Source organism: Pseudotabrizicola sp. (genome assembly GCF_030656345.1).
Classification (GTDB): Bacteria; Pseudomonadota; Alphaproteobacteria; order Rhodobacterales; family Rhodobacteraceae; genus Pseudotabrizicola.
In genome coordinates this window covers 102,522-125,725 of record NZ_JAUSNR010000012.1, presented here as the reverse complement: position 1 = coordinate 125,725, position 23,204 = coordinate 102,522, and the positions used below count along the sequence as shown (strand labels likewise).

Here is a 23,204-nt window from a genome sequence, read left to right as displayed (position 1 = left end):
GTTATCCTGCGGTTTGGCCGGGGAAGGGGCGGGGGTTACTCGGGAAGGGCAAAACTGTGCCCGCCCTGTTCGGAAACCCGCATCGGCAGGCCATAGACACGGTGCAAAGCCGCCGCCGACATTAGGGTCGACACCGGACCATTCAGCACCAGACGCCCGGTTTCAAGGGCAACCACATGATCGCAATAGCGGGCGGCCATGTTGACATCATGCAGCACAATCACCGCAGACAGACCGGAGTCGCGGCACATGCGCTGGACAAGGCCCAGCACCTCGACCTGATGCGCCACATCCAGCGCCGAGGTGGGTTCGTCAAGCAAAAGCGTGCGCGCGCCCTGTGCCAGCATCATCGCAATCCAGCCCCGTTGCCGTTCGCCGCCCGACAGCGTATCGACCAGACGGTCGGACAGCGGTTGCAGCCCGCAGCGCGCCATGGCCTGCGCCACGGCGGCGTGATCTTCGGGGCGGAACCGGCCCAGAGCGCCGCGCCACGGATAGCGGCCAAGCGCGACCAGTTCACCCAGCCGCATGCCTTCGGCGGGCGGGGTGACCTGCGGCAGATAAGCGATGCTGCGCGCCAGAGCGCGTGGCGCAAGACCGGCGATATCCTGACCCGAATGGGTGATCCGGCCCGAGGCGGGGCGCAACTGCCCCGCAATCAGCCGCATAAGGGTTGATTTGCCCGACCCGTTGCGCCCCAGCAGCGCCGTGACCCTGCCCGCCGCAACATTAAGGCTGAGCCCGTCGACAAGACGTCGCCCGGGCACGTCATAGGTTACATCGGACAGCGAGAACAAAGTCATGCGCGGGTCTTTCTGAGCAGGACAAGCAAAAGCCATGGCGCGCCGATCAGGCTGGCCACCAGCCCCAGCGGCAGGTCATAGGGAAAGGCAACGGTCCGGGCACCAAAGGCGGCCAGCACCATCAGCAAGGCGCCAAGCAGCCAACTGCCTGCCGCAAACGGGGCGGCGCGGGCAAGGCCAAGGCTGCGCGCCAGATGCGGGGCCATCAGGCCGACGAAGCTGACCGGCCCCACCAGCATCGTTGCGGCCCCGGTTGCAAACCCAGCCAGCAGGATCATCCCGATCCGCAGTCGCAGGAGCGGCAGGCCAAGGGCCTGCGCCACCTCTGGCCCCAGCGGCAGAATATCGAGCCACCGTCCGCTGAGCAGCATCAGCGCAAGAAGGAGCATGGCAAGAAGCGCCAGTGCCAGTGCCAGCACCGGCGTCACCTGATGCGTGCCCCCGGCCAGCCAGCCAAGGATCAGCCAGGCCCGGCGGTCATCAGACACCATGATCGCCCCCAGCACCGCCGAAGACAGCGCGCCGATGGCCAGACCGGCCAGCAGAACGCGGGCCGGGGCAAGGCCGGACCGCGCGGCATGGGCCGACAGCGCGGCCAGCGCCAGTGCCGCCCCGGCAGAGGTTCCCAAGGCAAGGGCAAGCGGCCCCGGCGCGGGCAGCGCGAACAGCGTGGCCGCATAGCCGAGTGCCGCACCGCCGGTTACGCCCAGCACCTCGGGCGCGGCCATCGGGTTTGCGGTCAGCCGTTGCAAAATCGCTCCTGACCCGGCAAGCAAGGCACCCGAGGCCAGCGCGGCCAGAATGGCCGTCGCCCGCAGCGGCAGGAATGTGGCCGCCAGATCAGCCGGAATAATCTCCCAACCAGCGCCACTTCGCCCGCCGAGCAAGGTAAGACCCGACAGAACCAGCACTGCGACGGCAAGACCCGTCAGGATCAGGCCGGGACGTGCCGCCCGTCTGGCAAACCTGTCGCCGTCCTCAACAGGCTGCGGAATACGCGTTGCCATCTTTGGCAGCAGCCACAGCAGAAGCGGCCCGCCGATGAGCCCGGTCAGGGCACCAGCAGGCAAGGTCGGGCCGCCCAGCGTCGCGATGGTCAGCAACACGCCGTCAACCAGCGACAGGATCAGCGCCCCGGCCAGCGGCGAGAGCAGCAGCCGCGTCTTCACCGTCCGCGCGCCAAGACTGGTGGCGATGGCAGGTGCGGCCAGCCCGATAAAGCCGACCAGCCCCACCTCGGCCGACACCAGCGCCGACAGGGTGACTGCAATCAGGATGGTTCCCAGACGCAGGCGCGACAGCGACAGGCCCAGCCCCCGCGCGCCTTCGGTGCCAAGGGACAGCACCACCAGCGGGCGCGCCAACAATACGGCGAGGCCAAGCGCAACGGCAAAGGCCAGCGCCAGCCGCGCAGCACCGCTCCAGTCCTGCTGGGTCAGCGCGCCGCCGTTCCAGATCACCAGCGACAGCAGGTAGTGGCCTTGCGACAGGGTCAGCGCGGTCGCAACCGCCGAGCAGAGCATTCCCGCCAGCATACCGGCAATGGTCACTGTCACCGGCGCAAACCCGCGCCGTGCGCCCAGTGCCAGAACCGGCAGCGTCACCAGCGCGGCCCCGGCCAGCGACACCGGAATCGCGCCTGCCACCAGCAGACCGGGGGCCAGAATGGTCGCCGCCACCAGTGCCAGTTGCGCGCCGGATGCGGTGCCAAGGGTGGTCGGGTCGGCCAGCGGATTGCGCAGCACCGCCTGCATTAACGCGCCTGCAAGGCCCAGACTGGCCCCTGCCAGCAGGGCCACCGCGGCCCGCGGCAATACGCCATAGGCCAGTAGGATCTGATCGATGGACAGGCTGTCCACGCGCCATGGAAAGGCCGGCCAACCTGCCAGAGGCAGGGTGCTGAGCGCCGCAAATGTCCAGAGACCCAGCGCGAGGCACAGGAATAGCGGAAGGGCCAGTTTCATCCTGTGGCCTCAAGGACCGACAGCAGGTGGCGCACGAAATGCAGGGCCGACGGCAGCCCGCCAAAGGCGTTCATTTCGGGCAGTTGCCCAACCCGCCCACCGCGCAACGGCCCCAGACTGTTCCACAGCGCACCATGTTTCAGACCGCGCGCCGCCTGCGGCGGCACAGCGCCCACAAGGATAAACCGCGCCTCTTTGAATTCGGCCAGATGCTCGACCGGCACCGGGGCGTGGAAGGAAAAGCGGGTGCCGCCCTGCCAGGCGTTGGTCAGGCCGATGGCGTTCAGAACGCCACCGAACAGGCTGTCATCGCCAAAAACCCGGACATGACGGGCATCGCCGATGTTCATCAGGACAAGTGGCCTGTCGCTAAATCGTGCCGCCCGGTGCTGCAGGCCCGCCCACTCTGCCTGCACCGCCGCAAGGGTTGCTGCGCCCCGGCCAGGCTGGTTGATGACCTGCGCCAGTTCGGTCACGAGGGCCGTCACCTTGGGCAGTGGCGGAGAGCCCGCAACATAAAGGGCACGCGAAAACACCGGGGCGATCCGGGTCAGCTGCGGTTCGGCAAAGCTGTAATAGCTGGAGGACAGGATCAGATCGGGCGCGGCCAGACTCAGCGCTTCCATGTTCGGCGCACCGCGCAGGCCAAGGTCGGTCATGCCGACCGGCAAAGGCACGGGCGTCTCGGACCGGAAGGCGATCAGTTCCGCCATCGCAACCGGCGGACAGCCGAGGGCCATGGCGGTTTCTGCCATGGCCCAGTCGATTGCCGCAAGCCTTAGCGGCGCAGCGGCCCATCCCCGATGTGCGCGGCCAAGGGCGGCGGCAGCAACCGCCGCGCCAAGGAACGTCCGTCTGCTTACCATTTCCAGGACAGATTGGCCTGCAGGTTGCGCCCGTCGCCGATGTAGCTGGAGCTGAAGCCAACTGCGCTGACATAGGCCTCATCCGTCACGTTGTTCAGATTCACCTGCAGGTTCATGCCGTTATCCCAGCTGTAGGATGCGCCCAGATCGACCAGTGTCACCGCTTTCAGCCGGGTGGTGTTGTCGTCCGAGCTCCAGCGGGTGCCGATGTGGCGCAGACCGCCGCTGAACGTCAGCCCGGCAAAGCGGCCGGTCTGCATCTGGTGTGATATCCAGACACTGCCGGCATGACGCGGTGTGTTTGCCAGTTCGTTGCCATCATTGGTGCCGGTGATGTTGGTCGACGCGTAGGTATAGGCGGTTTTGCCGGTCCAGCCATTGCCAAGATCGGCCACCCCTTCAAGCTCCAGCCCCTGAATGGCAGCTTTGCCGATCTGACGGGTGCCGGTGATGGTGCCGCCGCCGACGGTTTCGGTGACAGTCGTGTTGCGGTCAGTTTCTTCAAGTTTGAACAGCGATGCGGTGAGCAACCCGTCAAAGGCGGTGGGTTCATACTTCACCCCCAGCTCCAGCTGGCGGCCCTTGGTGGGGTTCAGCGCATTGCCATCAATATCCATCCCCGGCTGGGGCAGGAAGGATGTTGCATAGTCTAGATAGGCGTTGACGCCGTTTTCAAACGAATAGCCAAGCGAGACATGCCCTGTCGTGTCGTTGTTCCTGCGCGCGTAATCGGTGTTGCCAAAGTTTGTGATGCTTGCGCCGGTCTGCTCGGTCCAGTCGTGGCGCAGCCCGACGGTCGCCCGCCAGTTGCCCCAGGACATTTCATCCAGCGCATAAAGCCCGTATTGCTGGGCATCGACGGTCTTGTCCGCCACATACCACGGCGCGCTGATGGTCAGCCCGCCATAGGCCGGGGCGGTAAAGTCGATGGAGTCGGTTGTGGAAAAGCCGGTATAGGCCCTTTCCTTGAACTTCTGCGCATCCAGACCAAAGGTCAGGCTGTGGTCAATGGCCCCGGTCGAGACGATGCCTGCCAGACGCAGATCGAAACCAAGGCTGTCAAAATCCTCGCCCTGATCAATAACGCCCCGGTCTGCGGCCGAGCCGGTGCTGCCGCTGACATAGACGTTGCGATAAACCCAGTCGAAATCGGTGTAGCGGAAGGTTCCGTTCAGCTTCCAGCCATTGCCGAAATCATGGGTTGCGCCGAAAGACAATGTGCTCATCTTCCGGTCGCTGGTGTTTACAGAGGTGTCGCCAAAGTTGAAGTCGCGCATATCTTTCAGGCCGTAGACGCCGACAAAGCCGTTCGGAACGCCGGTCGGCGACATTGGCGCATCGTCATGATGGCTGACCATGAATTCGAGTTCAGTGCTGTCGTTCAGCGCATAGCTGGCCGAAATGCCAAGATAGGCGCGTTCGTTGTCGATCTTTTTGACATCGGTCCGGCTGTTGCCGACCTTGGTGGTGATCCGGTAGGCAAAGCGGTCGTCCACCACGCGGTTCGCGTCACCATAAACCGAAACGGACCCGTTCGAGTCGGCCGTCACCCCCAGTTCGGTGAAATCCCCCGAGGCCTGCGCGCGTTTCTGCACCATGTTGACCAGACCAGCGGGGGTGCCTGCGCCATAAAGAACCGACGCCGGTCCGCGCAGCACCTCGGCCCGTTCAATGCCGTAAAGCTCGAAAGTCGGTGCGCTGGTCGGATATTGGGTGGACCGCATCAGCCGCAACCCGTCGAGGAACTTGTCATTCTCAAGGTTGAAGCCGCGCAGGTAAAGGCTGTCAAACCGGGGGTCGCCGCCGTAGTTTTCCGTGATCACACCGGCGGAATAGCTCAGCGCTTCGGCCAGATTGGTCGCGCCCTGCTCCCGCATCTGGGCGTTCGGGATCACGGAAATCGACGCCGGGGCCTTGGTGATCGGGGTGGCGGTTTTTGTTGTGGCGGCGGTGCGGGCTACCGGGCCGCTGAGCGGGGCCGTCGGGTTTTCGTTGCCATCCACGACAATCACCCCAAGGAAGGTGGTGCGCGCGCCATCATCCGCCTCTTGTGCCAGCACACCAGAGGACAGAAGCGCAAAGAGACTGGCACCAAGCAAAAGCGGGTGGGGGCGGATCAGATGTGTCATGTGGCATTTCCTGAGGAAAGATTCCTGAGCGTTTAACTCTAGAATTATGGGCAGGTCTTGAACCGGCCTGTCGTGATTTGTTCAGCCATGCGGAAATCTGTTCCGCCGCCAGATCGAAGGCGGCTGGCCATGATGCATCCGGAAGGTTCGCGACAGGTGCGCCTGATCGGAAAACCCGGTCGCATGTGCAATTTCTGCCAGCGACAACCGCTGATCGGCCATCATCTCTTCGGCCACGTCCAGTCGCAGCTGTGCCTGCCAGCGCTGCGGCGTGTGCCCGGTCTGCTGCCGGAAACAGTGCGAGAACCAGCTTTCCGACAATCTGGCGGCATCTGACAGCTCGGCCACCCCGACGTGGCGACTCATGTTATCGCGGACCAGCCGTTCGACAGCCGCCATCTGCCAGGGCGCAAGACCACCTGACGCCTGCGCCGGCTGTGGCTCATTGACCGCAAAGATCTCACCCAATGCGGCGGTCAGCAGACCATCGAGCAGCATCTGTCCCCGGCGCGGGTTTCGCACTTCATCCGCGGCAAGGCGACCAAGGCTGAGCAGTTCGCGGCTTTCCGGGAACATCCGGATCTGTGTCAGATCTGCGCGCACCCCACCCGAGGCAAGGCGCCGATGCAGGCTTGACTGATCGAGATGAAAGTCCAGATGTGTCATGTGGGTCTGATGCTGTAGTCGGCTCCAGAGCGGCGCGTCGGCCGGAATGTAGAACGCCTGAACGCCGCTACGCTCGCTTTTCCCAACCCCGGATCGCAGGGCCAGAGGCGGCGGCGTATCGTCCAGAAAAATCACGATTCTGGGATCAGGGGCAGTGTAGAACCCGCCGCCCCCTTTGTCCCCCTGGACAGACCAGACATCCGCAACAGCACCCTGAACCCGACGATAGGCCAAGGGTGCCAGGGTCCGCAGACCGCGCGTCTGCGCTTCCATCCGCGGGCGGAAATCAGCTGATGCCGTCATGGCCGGGTGTCCTGTTTTCCAGATAGGGTCTGTCAATCTGAGCGCAGATCACGGACACCGAATCGTCAGGTTCTATTTCTGACAAATATTATCGGAAATTACAACGTCCCAGCCCGACAGGGTGGTTTGCGCAAAGGGACCCGCGCCCCGCCCAATCCCCGCGGGGACACTAGCCAAGTCAGATTGACCGCACGAATATCCGGCACCATCCTTTGCGTCAGAGCCTTGTTGCGGCCTGCAGCACGACTGCCTTGCATTGCGTGGGCCGCCTCTCCCACTCAAGCCTCTGCGGTGTCCAGTATCCGGCGGACGGCTTCGACGGCGCTGCGGTAGCCTTGTGGTCCAAGGCCGGCGATGACGGCTGTTGCCACCTTGGAGACCAGCGACTGATGATACACCGCCTCGCGCCGGTGGATGTTCGAGATGTGAAGTTCGATCACCACGCCCGGGAACATCTTCAGCGCGTCCATGATCGGCACCGAGGTAAAGGTCAGCCCGGCCGGGTTGATGACGATGGCGCCCGCACCTGCATCGATTGCCTCATGAATCCAGTCGATGATCTGGTGTTCAGCATTCGACTGCAGGAACACCAGTGGATGCGGGCCTGCAGCCCCTTCACAGATCGCCTTCACCCCGGCAAGCGTTGTGTGGCCGTAAATCTCGGGCTCTCGCGTGCCAAGACGATTGAGGTTTGGGCCGTTCAGAACATGGATCGCGGCAGGCATGGGGGCCCCTTCTTTGATGGTCAGCCCTGATATCCGAACTGCCGGGGCAGCCAGAGCACAAGGTCAGGAAATACGGTGATGATCACCAGCGCCACCAGAAGCGCGATGATGAACGGGATCAGATCCCGGATCAGGTGGCGCAACGGCGCGCCGGTAATGCTCTGCATGATAAAGATCAGCAGACCATAGGGCGGTGTGATCAGGCCGATCATGATGTTGACCACAGCGACCACGCCGAAATGTACCGGGTCAATACCCAGTGCCGTTGCCGTCGGAATGAAGACAGGCACAATGATCAGCAGGATCGCGGTGCCTTCCAGCAAGGCCCCGACCAGCAGCAGGACAATGTTCACCAGCAGCAGGAACTGCAGCGGCGTCAGGTCCCATCCGGTCAGGTAAACACTCAGGGACTGGGGGATGTTTTCGGCGGTAACGACATAGTTGAACACCAGCGCGCCCGCGATCAGCATCCCGATGGAGGCCGAAGACCGCGCGCCCGATGTCAGCGCCCGGTACAGCTGACCCAGCGAGATCGAGCGGTACAGCACCGCCGACACCACAAGCGCATAGGCGGCGGCGACGGCGGCGGCCTCGGTCGGGGTCATCGCACCGGAATAGATGCCGCCCAGCAGAACGACCGGCATCAGCAGCGCCGGAAACGCGCTGAGCGTGATGCCCGGCAGGTCGCGGACCGGAACCGGCGGCTCTACCGGGAAATTCTGACGGCGGGACTGGATCACCACAAGGATCATCAGCATCAGCGCCATCATAAGCCCCGGCAGAATGCCCGCAAGGAACAGAAACCCGATCGAGGCGTTCGAGACCAGCGCGTACAACACCATCGGAATCGATGGTGGGATGATCGGGCCGATCACCGCTGAGCTGGCGGTCAGCGCCGCCGCAAAGCTGCGGGTGTAGCGGCCGTCGCGCGTCATCATGTTGGCGATGATCCGCCCCGTCCCCGCCGCATCGGCAAAGGCAGAGCCGGACATGCCGGAAAAGATCACCGACTGCACAATGTTCACTTGCGCCAGACCGCCCCGGAACCTGCCGACAAAGGCATTGCAGAACCGCAGCAGCCGGTCGGTCATCGACCCGCTGTTCATCAGCTCTGCCGCCAGAATGAACAGTGGCACCGCAAGGATGACGTAGCCGGTGAACATGGAATTCAGAAGCCGTTCGGCCACCAGCCCCATATCCTGCCCGCGTATCCACAGATACAGGATTGATCCGGTCAGCATGGAAAGCCCGATCGGCAGGCCCAGAAGGGCCAGAAAGCAGATCAGCAAAAGGCCAGCGGTGAAGGGGTCCAACTCAGTCGTCCTTTCCGGGCAAGACCGGCGGCAAGGGATCATCACCGCAGATGGCGCGCAGGGCGAGCCAGGAATAGCGCAGGATCACAGCCCCTGCGAACAGCACATAGACCGAGAACAGCCAGTCAAAGCGTATCCGCAGATAGGCGGTGCGCTGCACCTTCATAAAGGTGACATAGTCCCAGACTGCAGGCAGCGACAACACGAACAACCCGATGACAATGCTGGCGATGATCACCATGAACAGCCGCCGCACCGCCGGCGAAACCGCGCTGTACAGAATGTCGAACCGGATTTCTTCGCGTTCGCGCAGGACAAAACCAGCGCCGAACAGCACCAGCCACAGCCACATCACGGAACTGACTTCGGCCGCACTGCCCGATGGCCGGTTCAGGACATAGCGGAACAGGATTGTCAGCAGGAAAGAGCAGAACATGATGGCAAGCATCAGCGCCGCCAGGCCTTCGGCCACGCGCGACATAAGGCTCGCCGCCTTTTTCAGCTTGTCCATCATCGTCCCCCCCCTTTTGCGCCGGGCGACCATTTTGCGGCCGCCCGTAGACCGGATCACATCGCGTTGATACGTTCCAGCATGCCATCCGGCCAGTCGGCTGAAATCGGAGAGGCCAGGTACTTGGCCTGCGCGGCCTGACGGAAGGCGTCGACATCGGGGGCATAGATATCAAGCCCCTGTTCCTTGAAGAACTCGGTCAGCTCAACCTCGCGCTTCAGGTGTTCTGCCGCGCTCCACGCCATGGCCTCATCTGCGGCGGCCTGAAACGCCGCCTGCTGCTCGGCCGACATCGCCGACCACGCGGCGGTCGAGATGGTCAGAAGATCGAACGCCACCAGATGGCTGGTCAGGGCGATCTGGCTCATCACCTCGTAGAACTTCATGTTCTGCACATTGGGCAGCGGATTGTCCTGACCATCAATCGCGCCGGTCTGCAGGCCGGTGTAAACCTCTGCATAGGCCATCGCGGTCGGGTTCGCGCCAATCGCCTCACCCAGGAACTGCCACGACTCTCCGGGGGGCATCCGCAACCGGATACCGGCCATGTCTTCGGGTGTGTTGATCTTCTTGTCCGATTTCAGCCCGACATGACGGGTGCCGAAAAACGTGGGCCCAAGGATGTGAATGCCCAGTTGGTCTTCGGCCAGCTGCTTCATTTCCGCGCCTGCGTCCGAGGCGAAGAACGCCATCAGGTGATCAGGGTCGCGGAACAGATAGGCCGAGGTCAGCAAGGACCACGCCGGGATCTGGTTGGAAATATCCTGCGGCGCGATATTGCCCATTTCAAGGTTGCCGCGCTGCAGCGCCACAAGCTCGGTGCCCTGAGTGAACAGCGTGCCACCGTAATGCAGTTCCAGCGATGCAATGTCGGCCACTGCCGCGCCAAGCTGTTGCACCATCTGGGCGCGGATATCCTGATCCGAAAACACTGCCGAGAACCGCAGCACCGGCTTGTCCTGCGCCAGTGCCGCCCCGGCAGAAAGCAACCCTGCCGTCAAAGCCATTGCCGTGGCCCCGCCAAACAGGGCCCTGCGTGTAAATCCAGCCATTCTTCATCCTCCCTTGAACACAGATCTTGCCGATCTTCGGGGCCCCATCCCGGCCCGTGAAACCTTACCCTACATCGGAGGTTTCATTTTTCAACCGCTTTTTACTATTTCATCCTGCATAATCGTTTTTATATGATAAAAGAATTCCTGTTGCCGAAGGGGCTTCGGGCATGACAAGTTTTCCGCCATGAAAGACGAACGCCAGATCCTCCTGGATACAACCGGGGAAAGCACATATCGCGCCGTGCGCGCAGACATCATTGCCGGGCGCCAGCCGCCGCGGGCACGGCTGCGGCTGGACGGCCTGCGGCAACGCTATGGGGCGTCGGTTGCGACCTTGCGGGAATGCCTGAACCGTCTGGCGGGTGAAGGGCTGGTGCTGGCCGAGGGGCACAGGGGCTTTGCCGTGGCCCCGGTCACGCAGGATGAATTCTGCGAACTTGCCATCCTGCGCGACGTGCTGGAAGGCCACGCGCTGCGCAAGTCTTTTGCACGGGGCGATCTGGATTGGGAAGGCCGTGTCGTCGGCGCGCACCACAAGCTTGAGGCGATTGAACGCGAGATGCTGGCCGGCAACCGCAGCCGGTCCGAGCTTTGGAAACGCTATGACAAGGAATTCCACCACACATTGATTTCCGCCTGTGACTCGCCAGAACTCCTGGCGGCGCATTGCGGTGTCTTTGACAGATACCTGCGCTATCAGATCGTTGCCGTGATTTTCCGGGGGGAGGCCGCGGCCACTGAACACCGGGCGCTGCTTCAGGCGGCGCTGAACCGCGATGCGGACGCTGGGGCCGCCATTCTGACCCGGCATATCACTGCCTGTGTCGAACATACGATGGCGGCCGGCACACTGGACCCCGGCCCTGCGGTGATGGGGGTCGCGCAGCAGGACGATACGGTCGGCTCGACCGTCTTCCGGCAGATCCGCGATGATATCCTGTCGGGCCGCCTTGCTCCGGGACTGAAGCTGCGGCTGGAGTCCCTGCGCACGACGTGTGGCGCGTCAGTCAGCACCTTGCGCGAAGTGCTGAACCGGCTGGCAACCGAACGGTTGGTGACCGCCGAAGGTCAGCGCGGATTTGAGGTGGCGCCGGTGTCTGCGGTTAATCTGCAGGATCTGGCGCATCTGCGCCACCTTCTGGAAAGCCGCGCAATGGAGGATTCCTTCCGCAACGGCGATGTGGAATGGGAAAGCCAGATTCTGGCCGCCTGGCATAAGCTGGCGGCCATCGAGGCCCGGATCGAAACCGGCGACCGCAGCCAGATTGACACGTGGAAACGCTATGATCTGGAGTTTCATCAGGCGCTGATTTCAGCCTGCGGATCTTTGTCTTTGCGCTGGCTGCACGACAGCGTTCTTAACAGATATCTGCGGTATCAGATGGTTGCGCTGTCGTTCCGCAACGCCGTATCGGCCAGTGAACACCGGGCGCTTCTGGATGCCGCATTGGCGCGGGATGCCACAGCAGCATCGGAGATTTTGTCAGCACACCTGAGCGGCGGCGTTCAGCACGCACTGGACAGCGGCACACTCGATGCAGCCGCCGGGCGTTCAGGCCACTTTGTACCGGGCCGGTAAGCTGTGCCCGTCAGGTCAGGCTGATCCCGCCGCTGGGTGCCCGGTTTTGCGGACATTCAGTAGCTTCGCCCCGGCGTTGCGGTTTCCTTGTCGCGTTCAGCCGCTGCGGCGCGTGCGCCCGCGATCAGCAAGGAAATGTCGTTCGGCCCGACAACAAAGCGATAGTCCAGCCGCCAAAGGTCATCCCAGCTTCGCCCGGCACCGCAAATGGTGGCCAAGGGCGTGCCGGCCTGCTGCGCTGTGCTTTCAATCTTTGCCAGCAAAGCCTGCGGTTCAGGCTCCAGCATCTGCTCCAGCCGGCCAACAGATCCCGCAAGATCATTCGGGCCGATGAAAATCATGTCGACCCCGTCCACTGCCAGAATTTCCGCCAGATTGCCGACCGCTTCAACATGTTCACATTGCAGCATCAGCAGCACCTCCTCCGATGCCTCGCTCCGGGCGTAATCGGGGCGTGCGCCCCAGCCTGAGGCGCGCACGATGGGGGCCGCATAGCCGCGCTGCCCCCGGGTCGGATAGTGGCATGCGGCCACAATGGCCCGCGCCTGTTCCGCAGTGTTGACCATCGGCACCACAAGCGATCGAAAGCCACGGTCCAGCACCTTCTTCAACGTTACGTCCGACCCGTCGGGTACGCGCAGGACGACATCGGCACCGGCGGCCTCTGCCGCGCGCGCGACGGCAACCCAATCTTCCAGACCGCCCACGCCGTGCTCGCCGTCGATCAGCAGCGTGGTCCAGCCATGCGCCACCATGATCTCGGCAATATCGGCATTGCCCAGTTCGATCCAGGCGGCGGCCACCCGCTCCCCCGCTGCAAGACGCTGTTTCAGACGGTTCATGCCGGTGTCTCCATGTCGAATATCTTGCCGGGGTTCAGGATGTTCAGCGGGTCCAGCGCCGCCTTGATCCGACGCATCAGGGCCAGTTCCTCGGGGGTGCGGCTGTAGCTCAGATAGGGTTTTTTCAGCAGGCCGATCCCATGTTCAGCCGAAACGCTGCCACCAAAGTCGCGCACGGTAGCATAGACAATTCCGGCGATTTCCGCCATCGGTTGCACGGTCGTCGCACGCGACAGGGCGATCAGATGCAGATTGCTGTCACCGATATGTCCGTAATAGACTGACAACGCATCGGGGATGCCCGCGTTCAGCGCGTCACGGCAGGCGCGCACAAAATCATCCATCCGCGCGACCGGCAGGCCGATGTCAAACGCCACATGTGGCCCCAGCAGGCTGCCGAATTCGGAACAGGCATCGCGTGTCGCCCAGAATGCGGCGATATCGCCCAGGGACTGCGAGATTGCGGCATCCTCGACCCGCCCTGCCTCAAACTGGCCCTCGATCCAGGTCTGAAAGCGGGGGCCATCAACCGCTTCTGACAGGCCCTGTGCCTCGATCAGCACATAAAATGCGTGCTGGCCGGACAGGGGCGAGCGCACGCCGACTGTCTGCGTCGCCTCGTGCCAGTAGTCGGGCCACATCACTTCGAACGCCGAAAGCATCGGGCCAAGCCCTTTGCGCGCGGCCCCCAGCAGGGCGACCACATCGGCATAGCTGCCCAGCCCGCACAGCGCGGCATTGACACAGCCCGGCTTGGGCTGCAGACGCAGAACCGCGCGGGTGATGATGCCCAGCGTGCCCTCGGACCCGATGAACAGCTGTTTCAGATCATAGCCCGCGTTGTTCTTGATCATCTTGTTCAGACTGGTGACCAGTGTGCCATCGGGCAGTGCATATTCCAGCCCCAGCACCGACTCCCGCGCCATGCCATAGCGGATCACCCGGTTGCCGCCTGCATTGGTTCCCAGGTTCCCGCCGATCTGGCACGACCCCCGCGCGCCCAGATCGAGCGGATAGAAAAACCCTGCCGCATCTGCCGCGCGCTGAATCACCTCCAGCGGGGTTCCGGCCCGCACGGTCATGGTGCAGGCGGCGTCATCAATCTCTTCGATCCCCGACAGCCGCTCCAGCGAGATCATCACCGCCCCTGCAATCGGATGCCCGCCGCCAGCCAGCCCGGTCAATCCGCCCTGCGGTACCACCGCCACGCCGTGCGCGCCGCAGATCCGCAGCGCCTGCGCCACGCCTTCCGGCGTCGCGGGGCGCAGCACCGCCAGCGGGCGTACCTGTGGCAGATAGCTGGTGTCATGCAGGTTGCGCGCAGGCACATCCGCGCCAGCCAGCAAGGTGGCTTTGTCAAACACAGCAGACAGCGCCGACAGGCAGCCGGCAGGATCAGGGGGTCGAGGCATCGTATATCCTTGCATCAGGGGACCGGCGCAGCACGGGAGTGGCACTGCGCCGGTCAAAGCCGCGCGGTCAGTTGCCGCGCAGCTTGTTCAGTTCGGCCATCATCAGGTCAAAGTTTTCTTCGCCCACCGAAGGCAGCGCGGTTTCATATACCGGCGCGACAAGCTCACGCAGCTTGTCCAGTTCCTCGGCCGAAAGCTCCGAGACTTCCATGCCACCGGCTTTCAGCTCTTCGGTTGCCTCATCCACCGCTGCCCGTGACCGGGCAATCTGCTGTTCACGTCCGATGCCGGCGCATTCGGTCATCAGCGCCTGTTCTTCGCCGTTCAGACTGTCCCACTTTGCCTTGTTGATCAGAACAGGTGTCGGGGAATAGGCGTGGCGGGTCAGGGTCAGATACTTCTGCACCTCATGGAACCGGCTCGCCAGAATAAGCGGCAATGGGTTTTCCTGACCGTCCACTGCTTTGGTTTCCAGCGCGGTGAACACTTCCGAGAACGCCATCGGCACAGGATTGGCCCCCAGACGGCGGAAGGTATCGAGGAAAATCGGGTTCTGCATCACGCGGAAATTCAGCCCGCTGAAATCCTCGACCCTGGTGATCGGCAGTTTGGAATTGGTTGCGTTGCGAAAGCCGTTTTCCCAGATCGACAGCATCACAAGACCATGCTCGGGCATCTTTGCCGCGACATGGTCAAAGTAAGGCCCGGTCATGATCGCATCGACTTCCTCGTTCGAGGCGAACAGGAACGGCAGCTCGAACGTGTTCATCGCCGGTTCGATCCCGCCGATGGCGGCGGCCCCGGTCACAACCATCTCGATCGAGCCCGACCGCACCGATTGCGTGGCTTCGGCATCATTGCCAAGCTCGCCGTTGTAGAACCCGCGCAGCTTCATCTTGCCGCCCGACTTTTCCTCAAGACAGGCCGACATGCCCTTGACCCCCGCCGAAACCGGATGATCCTCTGCCGCCCCATTCGACACCTTGAGGGTATGCGCGCGGATCTCGGCACTGACCGGACCGGCAAGGGCGGTCGCCAGAACGGCAGTGCCCAGCAGGGCAGCGATTGCAGAATGTTTCATATGTGTTTCCTCCCACGGAATGTTGAAACAGGTGAACTCACCGCAGCCACTCCATTGGCCACAGCACGATTTCGGGCACCATCACCAGCAGCAAAAGCACGGTGACCTGCGCGATCAGAAACGGCAGCGCGCCCATTGCCACGCGGTGCATCGGCACACCGGACACGCCCGAAGCAACCGACAGCACGATCCCCACCGGCGGTGTGACCAGCCCGATGGCGCAGTTGATGACGAAGAGCACGCCGAAATAGATCGGGTCGATTCCTGCGGCCTTGACCACCGGCAGCAGCACCGGCGCAAGGATCAGGATGGTCGGCCCCATATCCAGCGCCATCCCCACCATCAGCACCAGAAGCATGATGGTTAAAAGCAGCAGCTTGGGGCTGTCGATCAGCGGATCGACAATTTCCAGAATGATCCCCGAAAGATCGGCGACAGAGATGAACCACGCGGTTGCCAGTGCCGCAGCCGCCAGCAGCATCACCACCGCTGTCGTGGTGGCGGCAGAGCGGAACAACTCGAACAACTGCGCCAGTTTCAGCTCGCGGTAGACGAACAGACCGACGAACAGCGCGTAGACAACGGCGACCACCGCGGCTTCGGTCGGCGTCACCACACCGAAACGGATGCCCCCCAGAATGATGACCGGCAGACCCAGCGCCCAGATCGCCTCTTTTGTGGCCTTCGCCCGCGCGCGCCAGCTTGCGCGTGGCAGCGCGGGAACATCGTCAAAGCGTGACACGATCATCCATGCCGTCAGCGCCCCCACACCCATCAGGATGCCCGGCACGATCCCCGCCATGAACAGCTGCGAGATCGACAGGTTGGTGGCCACGCCAAAGATGATATAGGCAATCGAGGGCGGAATGATCGGCGCGATGATCCCGCCCGAGGCCATAAGCCCGACCGACCGCGCCTCGTCATGCCCGGCAGCCCGCATCATCGGCAACAGCATGGTGATCAGCGCGGCCGTATCCGCCGCAGCCGAACCCGACAGCGAGGCAAGGATGATCGCGGCAAAGATTGCCACCACCCCAAGCCCGCCCCGCAGATGCCCGACCAGCGAGACGGCAAAGGCCACGATCCGCCGCGACATGCCGCCCGCATTCATCAATTCCCCTGCCAGCAGAAAGAACGGGATCGCCAGCAACGAAAAGCTGTTCGCCCCCACGATCAGCCGCTGTGCGATGATCTGCGCGTCGAACATGTCCAGCGTCAGTCCCATTGCCACCGCGCACAGGATCAGCGCAAAGGCAACCGGCACCCCGGTGACCAGCGCAGTGGCCAGCACCCCCAGAAAGATAACCAGCGTCATTGGTGCAGATCTCCGGACTGGCCCGGCGCATGGGTCAGCCGCCCGGTCGCATAGGCAAACATGCGCCAGGCCGCCATCGCACCGATGCCAAGGCAGGCGGGAACGGCGATGCCGAACAGCCAGCTCATCGGCAGGTTGGTGACTGGCGCGCGGTTGGTCGCGTTGATCTGCCATTGCTGCACTGTGCCGGTCAGGATCAGCACACAGCAGAACAGGATCAGCCCGTTCGCAATCGTCAGCATCACCCGCCGCGCCCTTGGCCTCGCAAGGATGACCACAACATCAAACCCCATGTGCAGATTGCGCCGCATCGCCGAGATCGAGCCGAGAAAGATCAGCCAGACAAAGGCAAAGCGCGACATTTCTTCCGAAAGGTCGATGCCCGAGCCAAAGCCGTAGCGCAGCACCACATTGCCAAAGACCATCGCCGTCATGGCCACAAGCAGCAGCACAAGCAGCGCGTCGATCACCGCAAAGAGTGCATCAACAACCGTTTTCATTTCCGTCCCCCCCCGACGCGGATGGTCTCTCCGCTCACATATGGCGCGCCGAACAGCAGCCACATCGCGGCCTCCGCCACCTCCTCCGCCGTGCCGATGCGCGCCAGCGGGATCGCGGTTGATTGCGCCTGCAAGGCATTGCGGTCGGCAAAGATTTCATCCTGCATGCCGGTATCAATGATGCCGGGGGCCAGAGCGTTCACGCGCAGCGCTGGGGCCAGATCGCGCGCCATGGCCGAGGTCAGCGCAATGATCGCGCCCTTGGTTGCCCCGTAAACCGCCAGCCCCGGCGCTCCGCCATTCAGCCCGGCGATCGACGCCATGTTGACAATACCCGCCGCCGGATGCGTGGCCTTGGCGCGCAGAAAGGCGGCGGTGACCAGCAAGGTGCCAGTGATGTTTACAGCAAGCACACGCTCGATATCGCGCGCGGCCATCGCGTCAAACCGCATCGCGCGGCCGACCATGCCCGCGTTGTTGACCAGATGGGTCGGCGGCAAATGCACCAGCGCCGCTTCCGCCGCCGCCACGCCATCTTCATCGGCAATATCGACCACCACGGCCCGCGCAGCCTCGCCAAGCGTGGCAGCGGCGGCGAACACCTCCGGGTCACGGTCCCACATCCACACCTGCGCGCCCTGAGTCACGCAGACCCGCGCAACCGCCAGCCCGATGCCAGAGGCTGCACCGGTGATCAGAACAACGGTGCCGTTCATTCTTCGTATCCGTGTGAGAACGCCTGATGCCCCGGCAGATCCACCAGCGCAGAGAACCGGGCGTAGTCAAACCCTGCCGGATCAGCCCGCACTGCACCTGTCTGCGACAGATGGGCAAGTGCTGCCGCCTGTGCCGTCAGCCCGGCCAGAAGTGTGGTCAGGGCGTAAAGGCAGATCGAAAATCCCATATCGCTGATCTGATCCAGCCTCAGCAGGGCGGCATCCGTGCCATCGACAAGGCTTACCACCTTTGGCCCCGGCAGATGCTGTGCCACCGCCTCTAGCTGCGCGCGGGTCTTGATACCGTCAACAAACACCAGATCGACACCGGCATCCTGATACGCCCGCGCGCGGTCCAGCGCGGCCTCCATCCCCTCGACCCCCAGTGCATCTGTCCGGCCGATCACCAGCATTCCCGACCCGCTGGCATCGCGCGCTGCCACCGCTGCCTGCAGACGCCTGGCCGCCTCGGATACCGGAACCAGCTTGGCCCCGGACAATTGCCCGCAGCGTTTGGGGATCTGCTGATCCTCGATATGAAAGGCTGCGACACCGGCGGCGGCATAATCCTCGACCACACGGCGCAGGTTGAGCGGGCCGCCATAGCCGGTATCGGCATCGGCAATCACCGGAACCGCGCAGGCGCGTACCATTGCGCGGGCCTGATCGGCCATTTCAACCTGGGACAGCAGCCCCAGATCCGGCGCGCCCAGACGTGTGGCCGTTGCCCCCAGCCCGGTCATGTAGACCGCGGGGAACCCAGCCTGCGCCACCAGCCGCGCCGTCAGCGCATCTGCGGCACCGGGGGCCGCCACCGCCCCGGCCAGTGCCAGCCTGTCACGCAGTTGCCGTGCCATCGGGCTCATTGGCCTGCCCTCTTGCCCTGCCGCATGATCGCCTGTGGCAACCGTCCCGACCAATCGGCATGCAGCTTCAGCATTCCGGCAAAGCCGTCGCGGTTTCCGGCCAGCAACTGCGCCGCCATATCGCGATGCTGTTGCAGGCCCGAGGCGCGCCGCTCGTCAAAAGGTGCCGTCAGCATTGTCCGCAGTGTCGCGATGCGGGCCTCGGCCAGCCGATGCGCGGCCCGGATCAGCTCATTGCCGCACAGATCGAAAAAGCAGGTATGAAACGCCGTGTCGGCATGGCCATAGGCGCGGCGGTCATCCGCCTCTTCCGCGCCGGCCATCGCGCTGATCGCGCTTTCCAGCCGGATCGCAAGCTCTTCCGGGGCCGCCCGAACTGCCATCATCGCGGCCTCATTTTCCAGAATGAAGCGGTACTCGCACAGCTCGCGCACCTCATCCTCGGTTGGAAAGAACACGAAACTGCCGCGTTTCGACCGCACCTCGACCAGCCCGGTGAACTGCAACGCGTTCAGGGCATCCCGGACAGGCGACCGGCTTACGCCAAAGGCGGTGGCCAGCTTGTCTTCAGAAATCGCCTCGCCGAGCGCGAATTCGCCATCAATGATCGCAACCCGAAGCCGTTCTGCCACCATTTCTGACAGCGATTGCGGGTGTTGAAGAAGAAGTGAATCGCCCATCCCGGCACCTCATATTTGCATGTTACGTGTTACATGTAAGAGGATGATGGTCAACGGGCCAAAGCTTCTCGTTTTTTGCCAACGTGCATTTTTCATCCGGCCATCTCCGCTCAGCACCAGAGTGTCAAATGGCTGAGCTGCGGGACGTTTTGTCGTATCGACGAGCATGGTGGCTGTTGTGACCGATAATGCAAGATTATTGGATACGTCATTGATGCAAAAGCTGCGGCGCTTGTGCCGTTCCAGTGTGATAAAAAGAGCCGCTTCATAGTGAAAAAACGGGCATCTCCGCAGAAAGAAATCGTCCGGCCGAAGTGTCGCTGGCTGATGTCTGCTGGCCTTATACGAAGCAAAAGACGCTCAGCCACTATGCATATCGGCGCAACTGGATCGCCGACCTGGAAGCCCTGAGCGCATACTGCGCATGTGGCTCGGAGGGGTGGAGAGCCGGTGACGCAGGGGGCACCCGGAACAGAGAATCCATGCCTTTGTCGTGACGCGACGTAAAATCCCTGACTGTTTTCTTGGAAAAATTTAATTTATAAAACTCAACTTGAGAACGAAAATGAACTGATCTTTCGATATTCTCACTTTAAATATCTGTGAGAGGGGAAGGGCCATGGCAATAACGATCACCGAGGCCGGCACCTACACCGTAATTCCTGGAGAAACCTACACGATATCCCCCGGCCTTAGCGGCACGGTAAACTTCAACGCTCCGACTGGCACGGATGGGCCGGCAGATTTCACGGTCAATGTAGATCAAAGCATTGGCAAGAACGTGCAGATTAACTTTAATGCCTCAACCAATGGGGCCACGCTGAACCCTTCGGTCAACATTGCGCAAGGCGTTGATGCGATTAAACTCAACTTTAACGTCAACGACAATCAGAATTTTGGCCATCTGAGCTACACTCTTGCCGATGATGCCAAGATAGGTGGGCTTGAAGGTGTCAATGGATCAGATCCCGGCGTTACCAAGACCACAATTTCCGGGGGCAATAATGTAACGATTAAAGAAATTAACGGCGGCAGTGCGGGAACTGATGTCGCTCTGGGTGACAATGCTACGATCAGCAACAATGTCAATTCAAACTCTGGCGGGATGGCGTTCGAAGCCGGGGATAACCTGAAGGCTGTCGATTTCAACATGCCGACCTCGGGTCCGAACTACTCGGTGGAGGTGGGAAACAATGCCAACATCCAGCACATCCTTATGGGCGGTGGTTATGGCGACAAGTCTGTTGTTCTGGGCGAGGGCGCGCGGACGGGTGACATTTCCATTGGCGGAAGCGGCACTTCCGACGATCACATGGACATCAAAATTGAAATAGGTGATGGATCTGTCATTGGTGCAAACGGTGCTGGCAACATCAGTCTCGGCGGCAGCAACGTCGATCGGAAGATCAATATCGGTGACAATGTTCACGTCGAGGGCCGGCTCGCCATGGGCGGTTCCGACGGCATCAACAACGTCACCATCGGCGATAACTATACACAGGACGGTTATTTTACGGGCAGCACAAGCGGCAGCCACGACACCATCGTGATCGGAAATGACTGGCAATTCAACAGCACGTTCACCCTTCAGTCTGGCGACGACAGTCTGACACTTGGCAGCACCACCCGCGATACCTCCGGCACAATTGCAGGCGGCGATGGAGCGGACACTCTTCGTATAACTGTGCCCGCTGACGAGCAGGACGCATTTGACGAAGCTGCGCAAGCGGCTGGCTGGACCAAAACCGGTGATGGCTACAACACCAACGGCAAATCGCTGACCTGGAAGGGGATCACGTACTCCCAATGGGAATCGGCAACCTCGGTTCCTTGCTTTGTTGCCGGCACCCTGATCACCACGGATCGCGGTGAGGTTGCGGTTGAGCATCTTTCGGTTGGTGATCTGGTGGCAACGGCGGATCATGGCTATCGGCCGATCCGCTGGATCGGATCGCACAAGCTGGATGCCATCGATCTGCGGATGAAACCGAACCTGAAGCCCATTCGCATTCGTGCTGGGGTTTTGGGCGCGGGCCCGCCCGAACAGGAGCTGATGGTTTCTCCCCAGCACCGTGTCCTTGTCCGTTCTGAAATCGCCGGAACTATGTTCGGAAGCTGCGAGGGTCTCGTGGGTGCCAAACAGCTGCTGATAGTCGAAGGAATCGACGTCGCAGAGGATGTTTCTGAGGTCGAGTACTGGCACTTCATGCTCGATAAGCACGAGATTATCTTCTCGAACGGTGCACAGACGGAATCGCTCTATACAGGCGCTGAAGCGCTTAAATCCGTCGGCCATCTGGCACGCAAGGAAATCTTCGCCCTTTTCCCCGATCTGCGCACCCGCGATCCGGATGTGCACCCGGAAGGTGCCAGGCCTTTCCTTTCAGGACGTCAGGGCCGAAAACTGGCCCAACGCCATGCCCAGAAACATCGTGAGCTTGTGGAGAAACCCGGCATCTGAGACCATCGCCCGGGGAATTGCTGCCCGGGCATTGCCGGAACGTGTTACATTGCGAACCCTGCTTCGACGCGCGGCAGCGCCCGGGTTTGGGGTACCGCCGTTTGTCCGGTCCACGGGTTGTGAACTGCGCCCTCTGATGCTAGAGGTCAGCGGTGGCGTCCTGCCCCGAAGTCAGGGTCAGGATGATCGCGACACATTGCCAAAGGTCCGCACGCAGGACCGCGTAACATCGGCAATGAAGATTTGCGTCTGATTATTTTCATTGGTCACGCATCAAGTCCGGGCATTTACCGGCAGGAAACGAACACGAGAGGTTGCGCCTGCGGGTGCTTCAAACGGACAGGCGTCTGCACTGTCTTTGCATGACGGTTGGACCGCATCGTTTCTGAAATGGCAGCGCGCGCCACTGTTTGCGGTGCGCCTGCACGAAAGAGGGAACGACACATGACAAGAACGACCCTGCTCATGGCGAGTGCCGCCGTGACTGCGATGACGGCTGCCGGTGCCAGCGCCGACTCGCGCGATCCTATCGTGATTCCAACCCACAACTGGTCCAGCCAGATCGTGATGAGCAATATCGTCGGACAGATTTTCGAGTCGGTCGGCACCAGCGTCGAGTATGTATCGACCGACAGCCAGGCGGTTTATGAATCGATCCGGCTGGGGGATGTTGCCCTCGGGGTAGAGGTCTGGGAAGGCGCTTACGGCGCGTCATTTGACGCTGCTGTCGAAAAGGGCGGAATTCACGCGGTTGGCGAACACAGCGCCGTGACGCGGGAAGACTGGTGGTACCCGATGTGGACCAAGGACGCCTGTCCCGGCCTTCCGGACTGGGAGGCGCTGAATGCCTGCGCCGCCGTGTTTGCCACCCCGGAAACGGGAGACAAGGGTCGCTTTCTGGGCGGGCCGGTAGACTGGCTGAAGCATGATCAGGAACGCGTCGACGCTCTGGGCATGGATTTTGTCGTCATCAATGCCGGATCTGCGGCAGCCCTGTGGGCGTCGCTCGCCGCGGCGGAACGCACGCGGGAGCCCATCGTCATTTTCAACTGGACCCCGAACTTCGCGGAAGCGGTCTGGCCCGGTGAATTCGTGGAGTTCCCGGCCTGGGAAACCGGCTGCGACACCGATCCGGCACTGGGGCCGAACCCGGACGCCACCCATGACTGTGGAAACCCTGCTGACGGCTATCTCAAGAAGGCCGCCTGGGACGGCATGCAGGACAAATGGCCGACAGCCTATGCTGTCCTGAACAATGTCAGCTTCACCAATCCGCAGATCGCCGAAATGGCGCGGCTTGTCGATATCGACGGGATGGAACCGGAAGATGCCGCCACCCACTGGCTGGATCAGAATGCGCCGCTCTGGAACAGCTGGACCGACTGACACCGACGGACTGCCAGCAAGGACTGCCTCT

20 protein-coding genes are annotated in these 23,204 nt (G+C 62.3%); 3 read left to right on the top strand and 17 right to left on the bottom strand.

Features of this window, described 5'->3' with window-relative positions; translation table 11 throughout:
* Nucleotides 1-35: 35 nt before the first annotated feature.
* From Q7J44_RS07350 to dctP, 9 genes are all read right to left on the bottom strand, one after another.
* Complete coding sequence (locus Q7J44_RS07350) at nt 36-803, bottom strand: ABC transporter ATP-binding protein (RefSeq protein ID WP_304878498.1); 768 nt, start codon at nt 801-803, stop codon at nt 36-38.
* Nucleotides 800-2,767: a Fe(3+)-hydroxamate ABC transporter permease FhuB gene (gene fhuB, locus Q7J44_RS07345; RefSeq protein ID WP_304878496.1), complete on the bottom strand. Its 1,968-nt coding sequence runs from the start codon at nt 2,765-2,767 to the stop codon at nt 800-802. Before fhuB ends, Q7J44_RS07350 begins: the two co-directional genes overlap by 4 nt.
* On the bottom strand, nt 2,764-3,633 hold the full coding sequence (locus tag Q7J44_RS07340) for an iron-siderophore ABC transporter substrate-binding protein (RefSeq protein WP_304878494.1): 870 nt from the start codon (nt 3,631-3,633) through the stop codon (nt 2,764-2,766). Before Q7J44_RS07340 ends, fhuB begins: the two co-directional genes overlap by 4 nt.
* Nucleotides 3,627-5,762, bottom strand: a complete 2,136-nt coding sequence (locus Q7J44_RS07335) for a TonB-dependent siderophore receptor (protein WP_304878493.1) — start codon at nt 5,760-5,762, stop codon at nt 3,627-3,629. The genes Q7J44_RS07340 and Q7J44_RS07335 overlap by 7 nt, the downstream gene beginning before the upstream one ends.
* 81 nt (nt 5,763-5,843) lie before the next feature.
* Nucleotides 5,844-6,731, bottom strand: coding sequence for an AraC family transcriptional regulator (locus tag Q7J44_RS07330; RefSeq protein WP_304878491.1), 888 nt, complete (start codon nt 6,729-6,731; stop codon nt 5,844-5,846).
* A 278-nt stretch (nt 6,732-7,009) separates the two neighbouring features.
* A complete protein-coding gene (locus Q7J44_RS07325; protein ID WP_304878490.1) occupies nt 7,010-7,456 on the bottom strand; it encodes a type II 3-dehydroquinate dehydratase in 447 nt (148 codons plus the stop codon).
* A 20-nt stretch (nt 7,457-7,476) separates the two neighbouring features.
* The gene (locus Q7J44_RS07320; protein ID WP_370692969.1) at nt 7,477-8,769 is read right to left on the bottom strand and encodes a TRAP transporter large permease; all 1,293 of its coding nucleotides are present in this window, start codon (nt 8,767-8,769) and stop codon (nt 7,477-7,479) included.
* Nucleotide 8,770: 1 nt separating this feature from the next.
* A complete protein-coding gene (locus Q7J44_RS07315; protein ID WP_304878487.1) occupies nt 8,771-9,283 on the bottom strand; it encodes a TRAP transporter small permease in 513 nt (170 codons plus the stop codon).
* Between the two features lie 53 nt (nt 9,284-9,336).
* The gene (dctP, locus tag Q7J44_RS07310; RefSeq protein ID WP_304878485.1) at nt 9,337-10,332 is read right to left on the bottom strand and encodes a TRAP transporter substrate-binding protein DctP; all 996 of its coding nucleotides are present in this window, start codon (nt 10,330-10,332) and stop codon (nt 9,337-9,339) included.
* Nucleotides 10,333-10,519: 187 nt separating this feature from the next.
* Here dctP and Q7J44_RS07305 point away from each other — a divergent pair, with 187 nt between their 5' ends.
* Complete coding sequence (locus Q7J44_RS07305; protein ID WP_304878483.1) at nt 10,520-11,914, top strand: GntR family transcriptional regulator; 1,395 nt, start codon at nt 10,520-10,522, stop codon at nt 11,912-11,914.
* Nucleotides 11,915-11,970: 56 nt separating this feature from the next.
* Here Q7J44_RS07305 and Q7J44_RS07300 read toward each other — a convergent pair whose 3' ends face one another.
* The 8 genes from Q7J44_RS07300 to Q7J44_RS07265 form a co-directional block, all read right to left on the bottom strand.
* A complete protein-coding gene (locus Q7J44_RS07300) occupies nt 11,971-12,756 on the bottom strand; it encodes an HpcH/HpaI aldolase/citrate lyase family protein (RefSeq protein ID WP_304878481.1) in 786 nt (261 codons plus the stop codon).
* Nucleotides 12,753-14,168: an FAD-binding oxidoreductase gene (locus tag Q7J44_RS07295; protein ID WP_304878479.1), complete on the bottom strand. Its 1,416-nt coding sequence runs from the start codon at nt 14,166-14,168 to the stop codon at nt 12,753-12,755. The genes Q7J44_RS07300 and Q7J44_RS07295 overlap by 4 nt, the downstream gene beginning before the upstream one ends.
* 67 nt (nt 14,169-14,235) lie before the next feature.
* The gene (locus Q7J44_RS07290) at nt 14,236-15,249 is read right to left on the bottom strand and encodes a DctP family TRAP transporter solute-binding subunit (RefSeq protein WP_304878477.1); all 1,014 of its coding nucleotides are present in this window, start codon (nt 15,247-15,249) and stop codon (nt 14,236-14,238) included.
* A gap of 37 nt (nt 15,250-15,286) precedes the next feature.
* Nucleotides 15,287-16,564, bottom strand: a complete 1,278-nt coding sequence (locus Q7J44_RS07285) for a TRAP transporter large permease (protein ID WP_304878475.1) — start codon at nt 16,562-16,564, stop codon at nt 15,287-15,289.
* On the bottom strand, nt 16,561-17,064 hold the full coding sequence (locus Q7J44_RS07280; RefSeq protein WP_304878474.1) for a TRAP transporter small permease: 504 nt from the start codon (nt 17,062-17,064) through the stop codon (nt 16,561-16,563). The genes Q7J44_RS07285 and Q7J44_RS07280 overlap by 4 nt, the downstream gene beginning before the upstream one ends.
* Nucleotides 17,061-17,780, bottom strand: a complete 720-nt coding sequence (locus tag Q7J44_RS07275) for an SDR family NAD(P)-dependent oxidoreductase (protein ID WP_304878472.1) — start codon at nt 17,778-17,780, stop codon at nt 17,061-17,063. Before Q7J44_RS07275 ends, Q7J44_RS07280 begins: the two co-directional genes overlap by 4 nt.
* The gene (locus tag Q7J44_RS07270; RefSeq protein ID WP_304878470.1) at nt 17,777-18,637 is read right to left on the bottom strand and encodes an oxaloacetate decarboxylase; all 861 of its coding nucleotides are present in this window, start codon (nt 18,635-18,637) and stop codon (nt 17,777-17,779) included. The genes Q7J44_RS07275 and Q7J44_RS07270 overlap by 4 nt, the downstream gene beginning before the upstream one ends.
* Before the next feature lie 5 nt (nt 18,638-18,642).
* A complete protein-coding gene (locus tag Q7J44_RS07265) occupies nt 18,643-19,326 on the bottom strand; it encodes a GntR family transcriptional regulator (protein WP_304878468.1) in 684 nt (227 codons plus the stop codon).
* Nucleotides 19,327-19,945: 619 nt separating this feature from the next.
* Here Q7J44_RS07265 and Q7J44_RS07260 point away from each other — a divergent pair.
* Together Q7J44_RS07260 and Q7J44_RS07255 are read left to right on the top strand one after the other, a co-directional pair.
* Nucleotides 19,946-21,787 (top strand): Hint domain-containing protein, encoded by a 1,842-nt coding sequence (locus Q7J44_RS07260; protein WP_304878466.1) that lies wholly within the window; start codon nt 19,946-19,948, stop codon nt 21,785-21,787.
* A gap of 444 nt (nt 21,788-22,231) precedes the next feature.
* A complete protein-coding gene (locus Q7J44_RS07255; RefSeq protein WP_304878464.1) occupies nt 22,232-23,173 on the top strand; it encodes an ABC transporter substrate-binding protein in 942 nt (313 codons plus the stop codon).
* Nucleotides 23,174-23,204 lie beyond the last annotated feature (31 nt).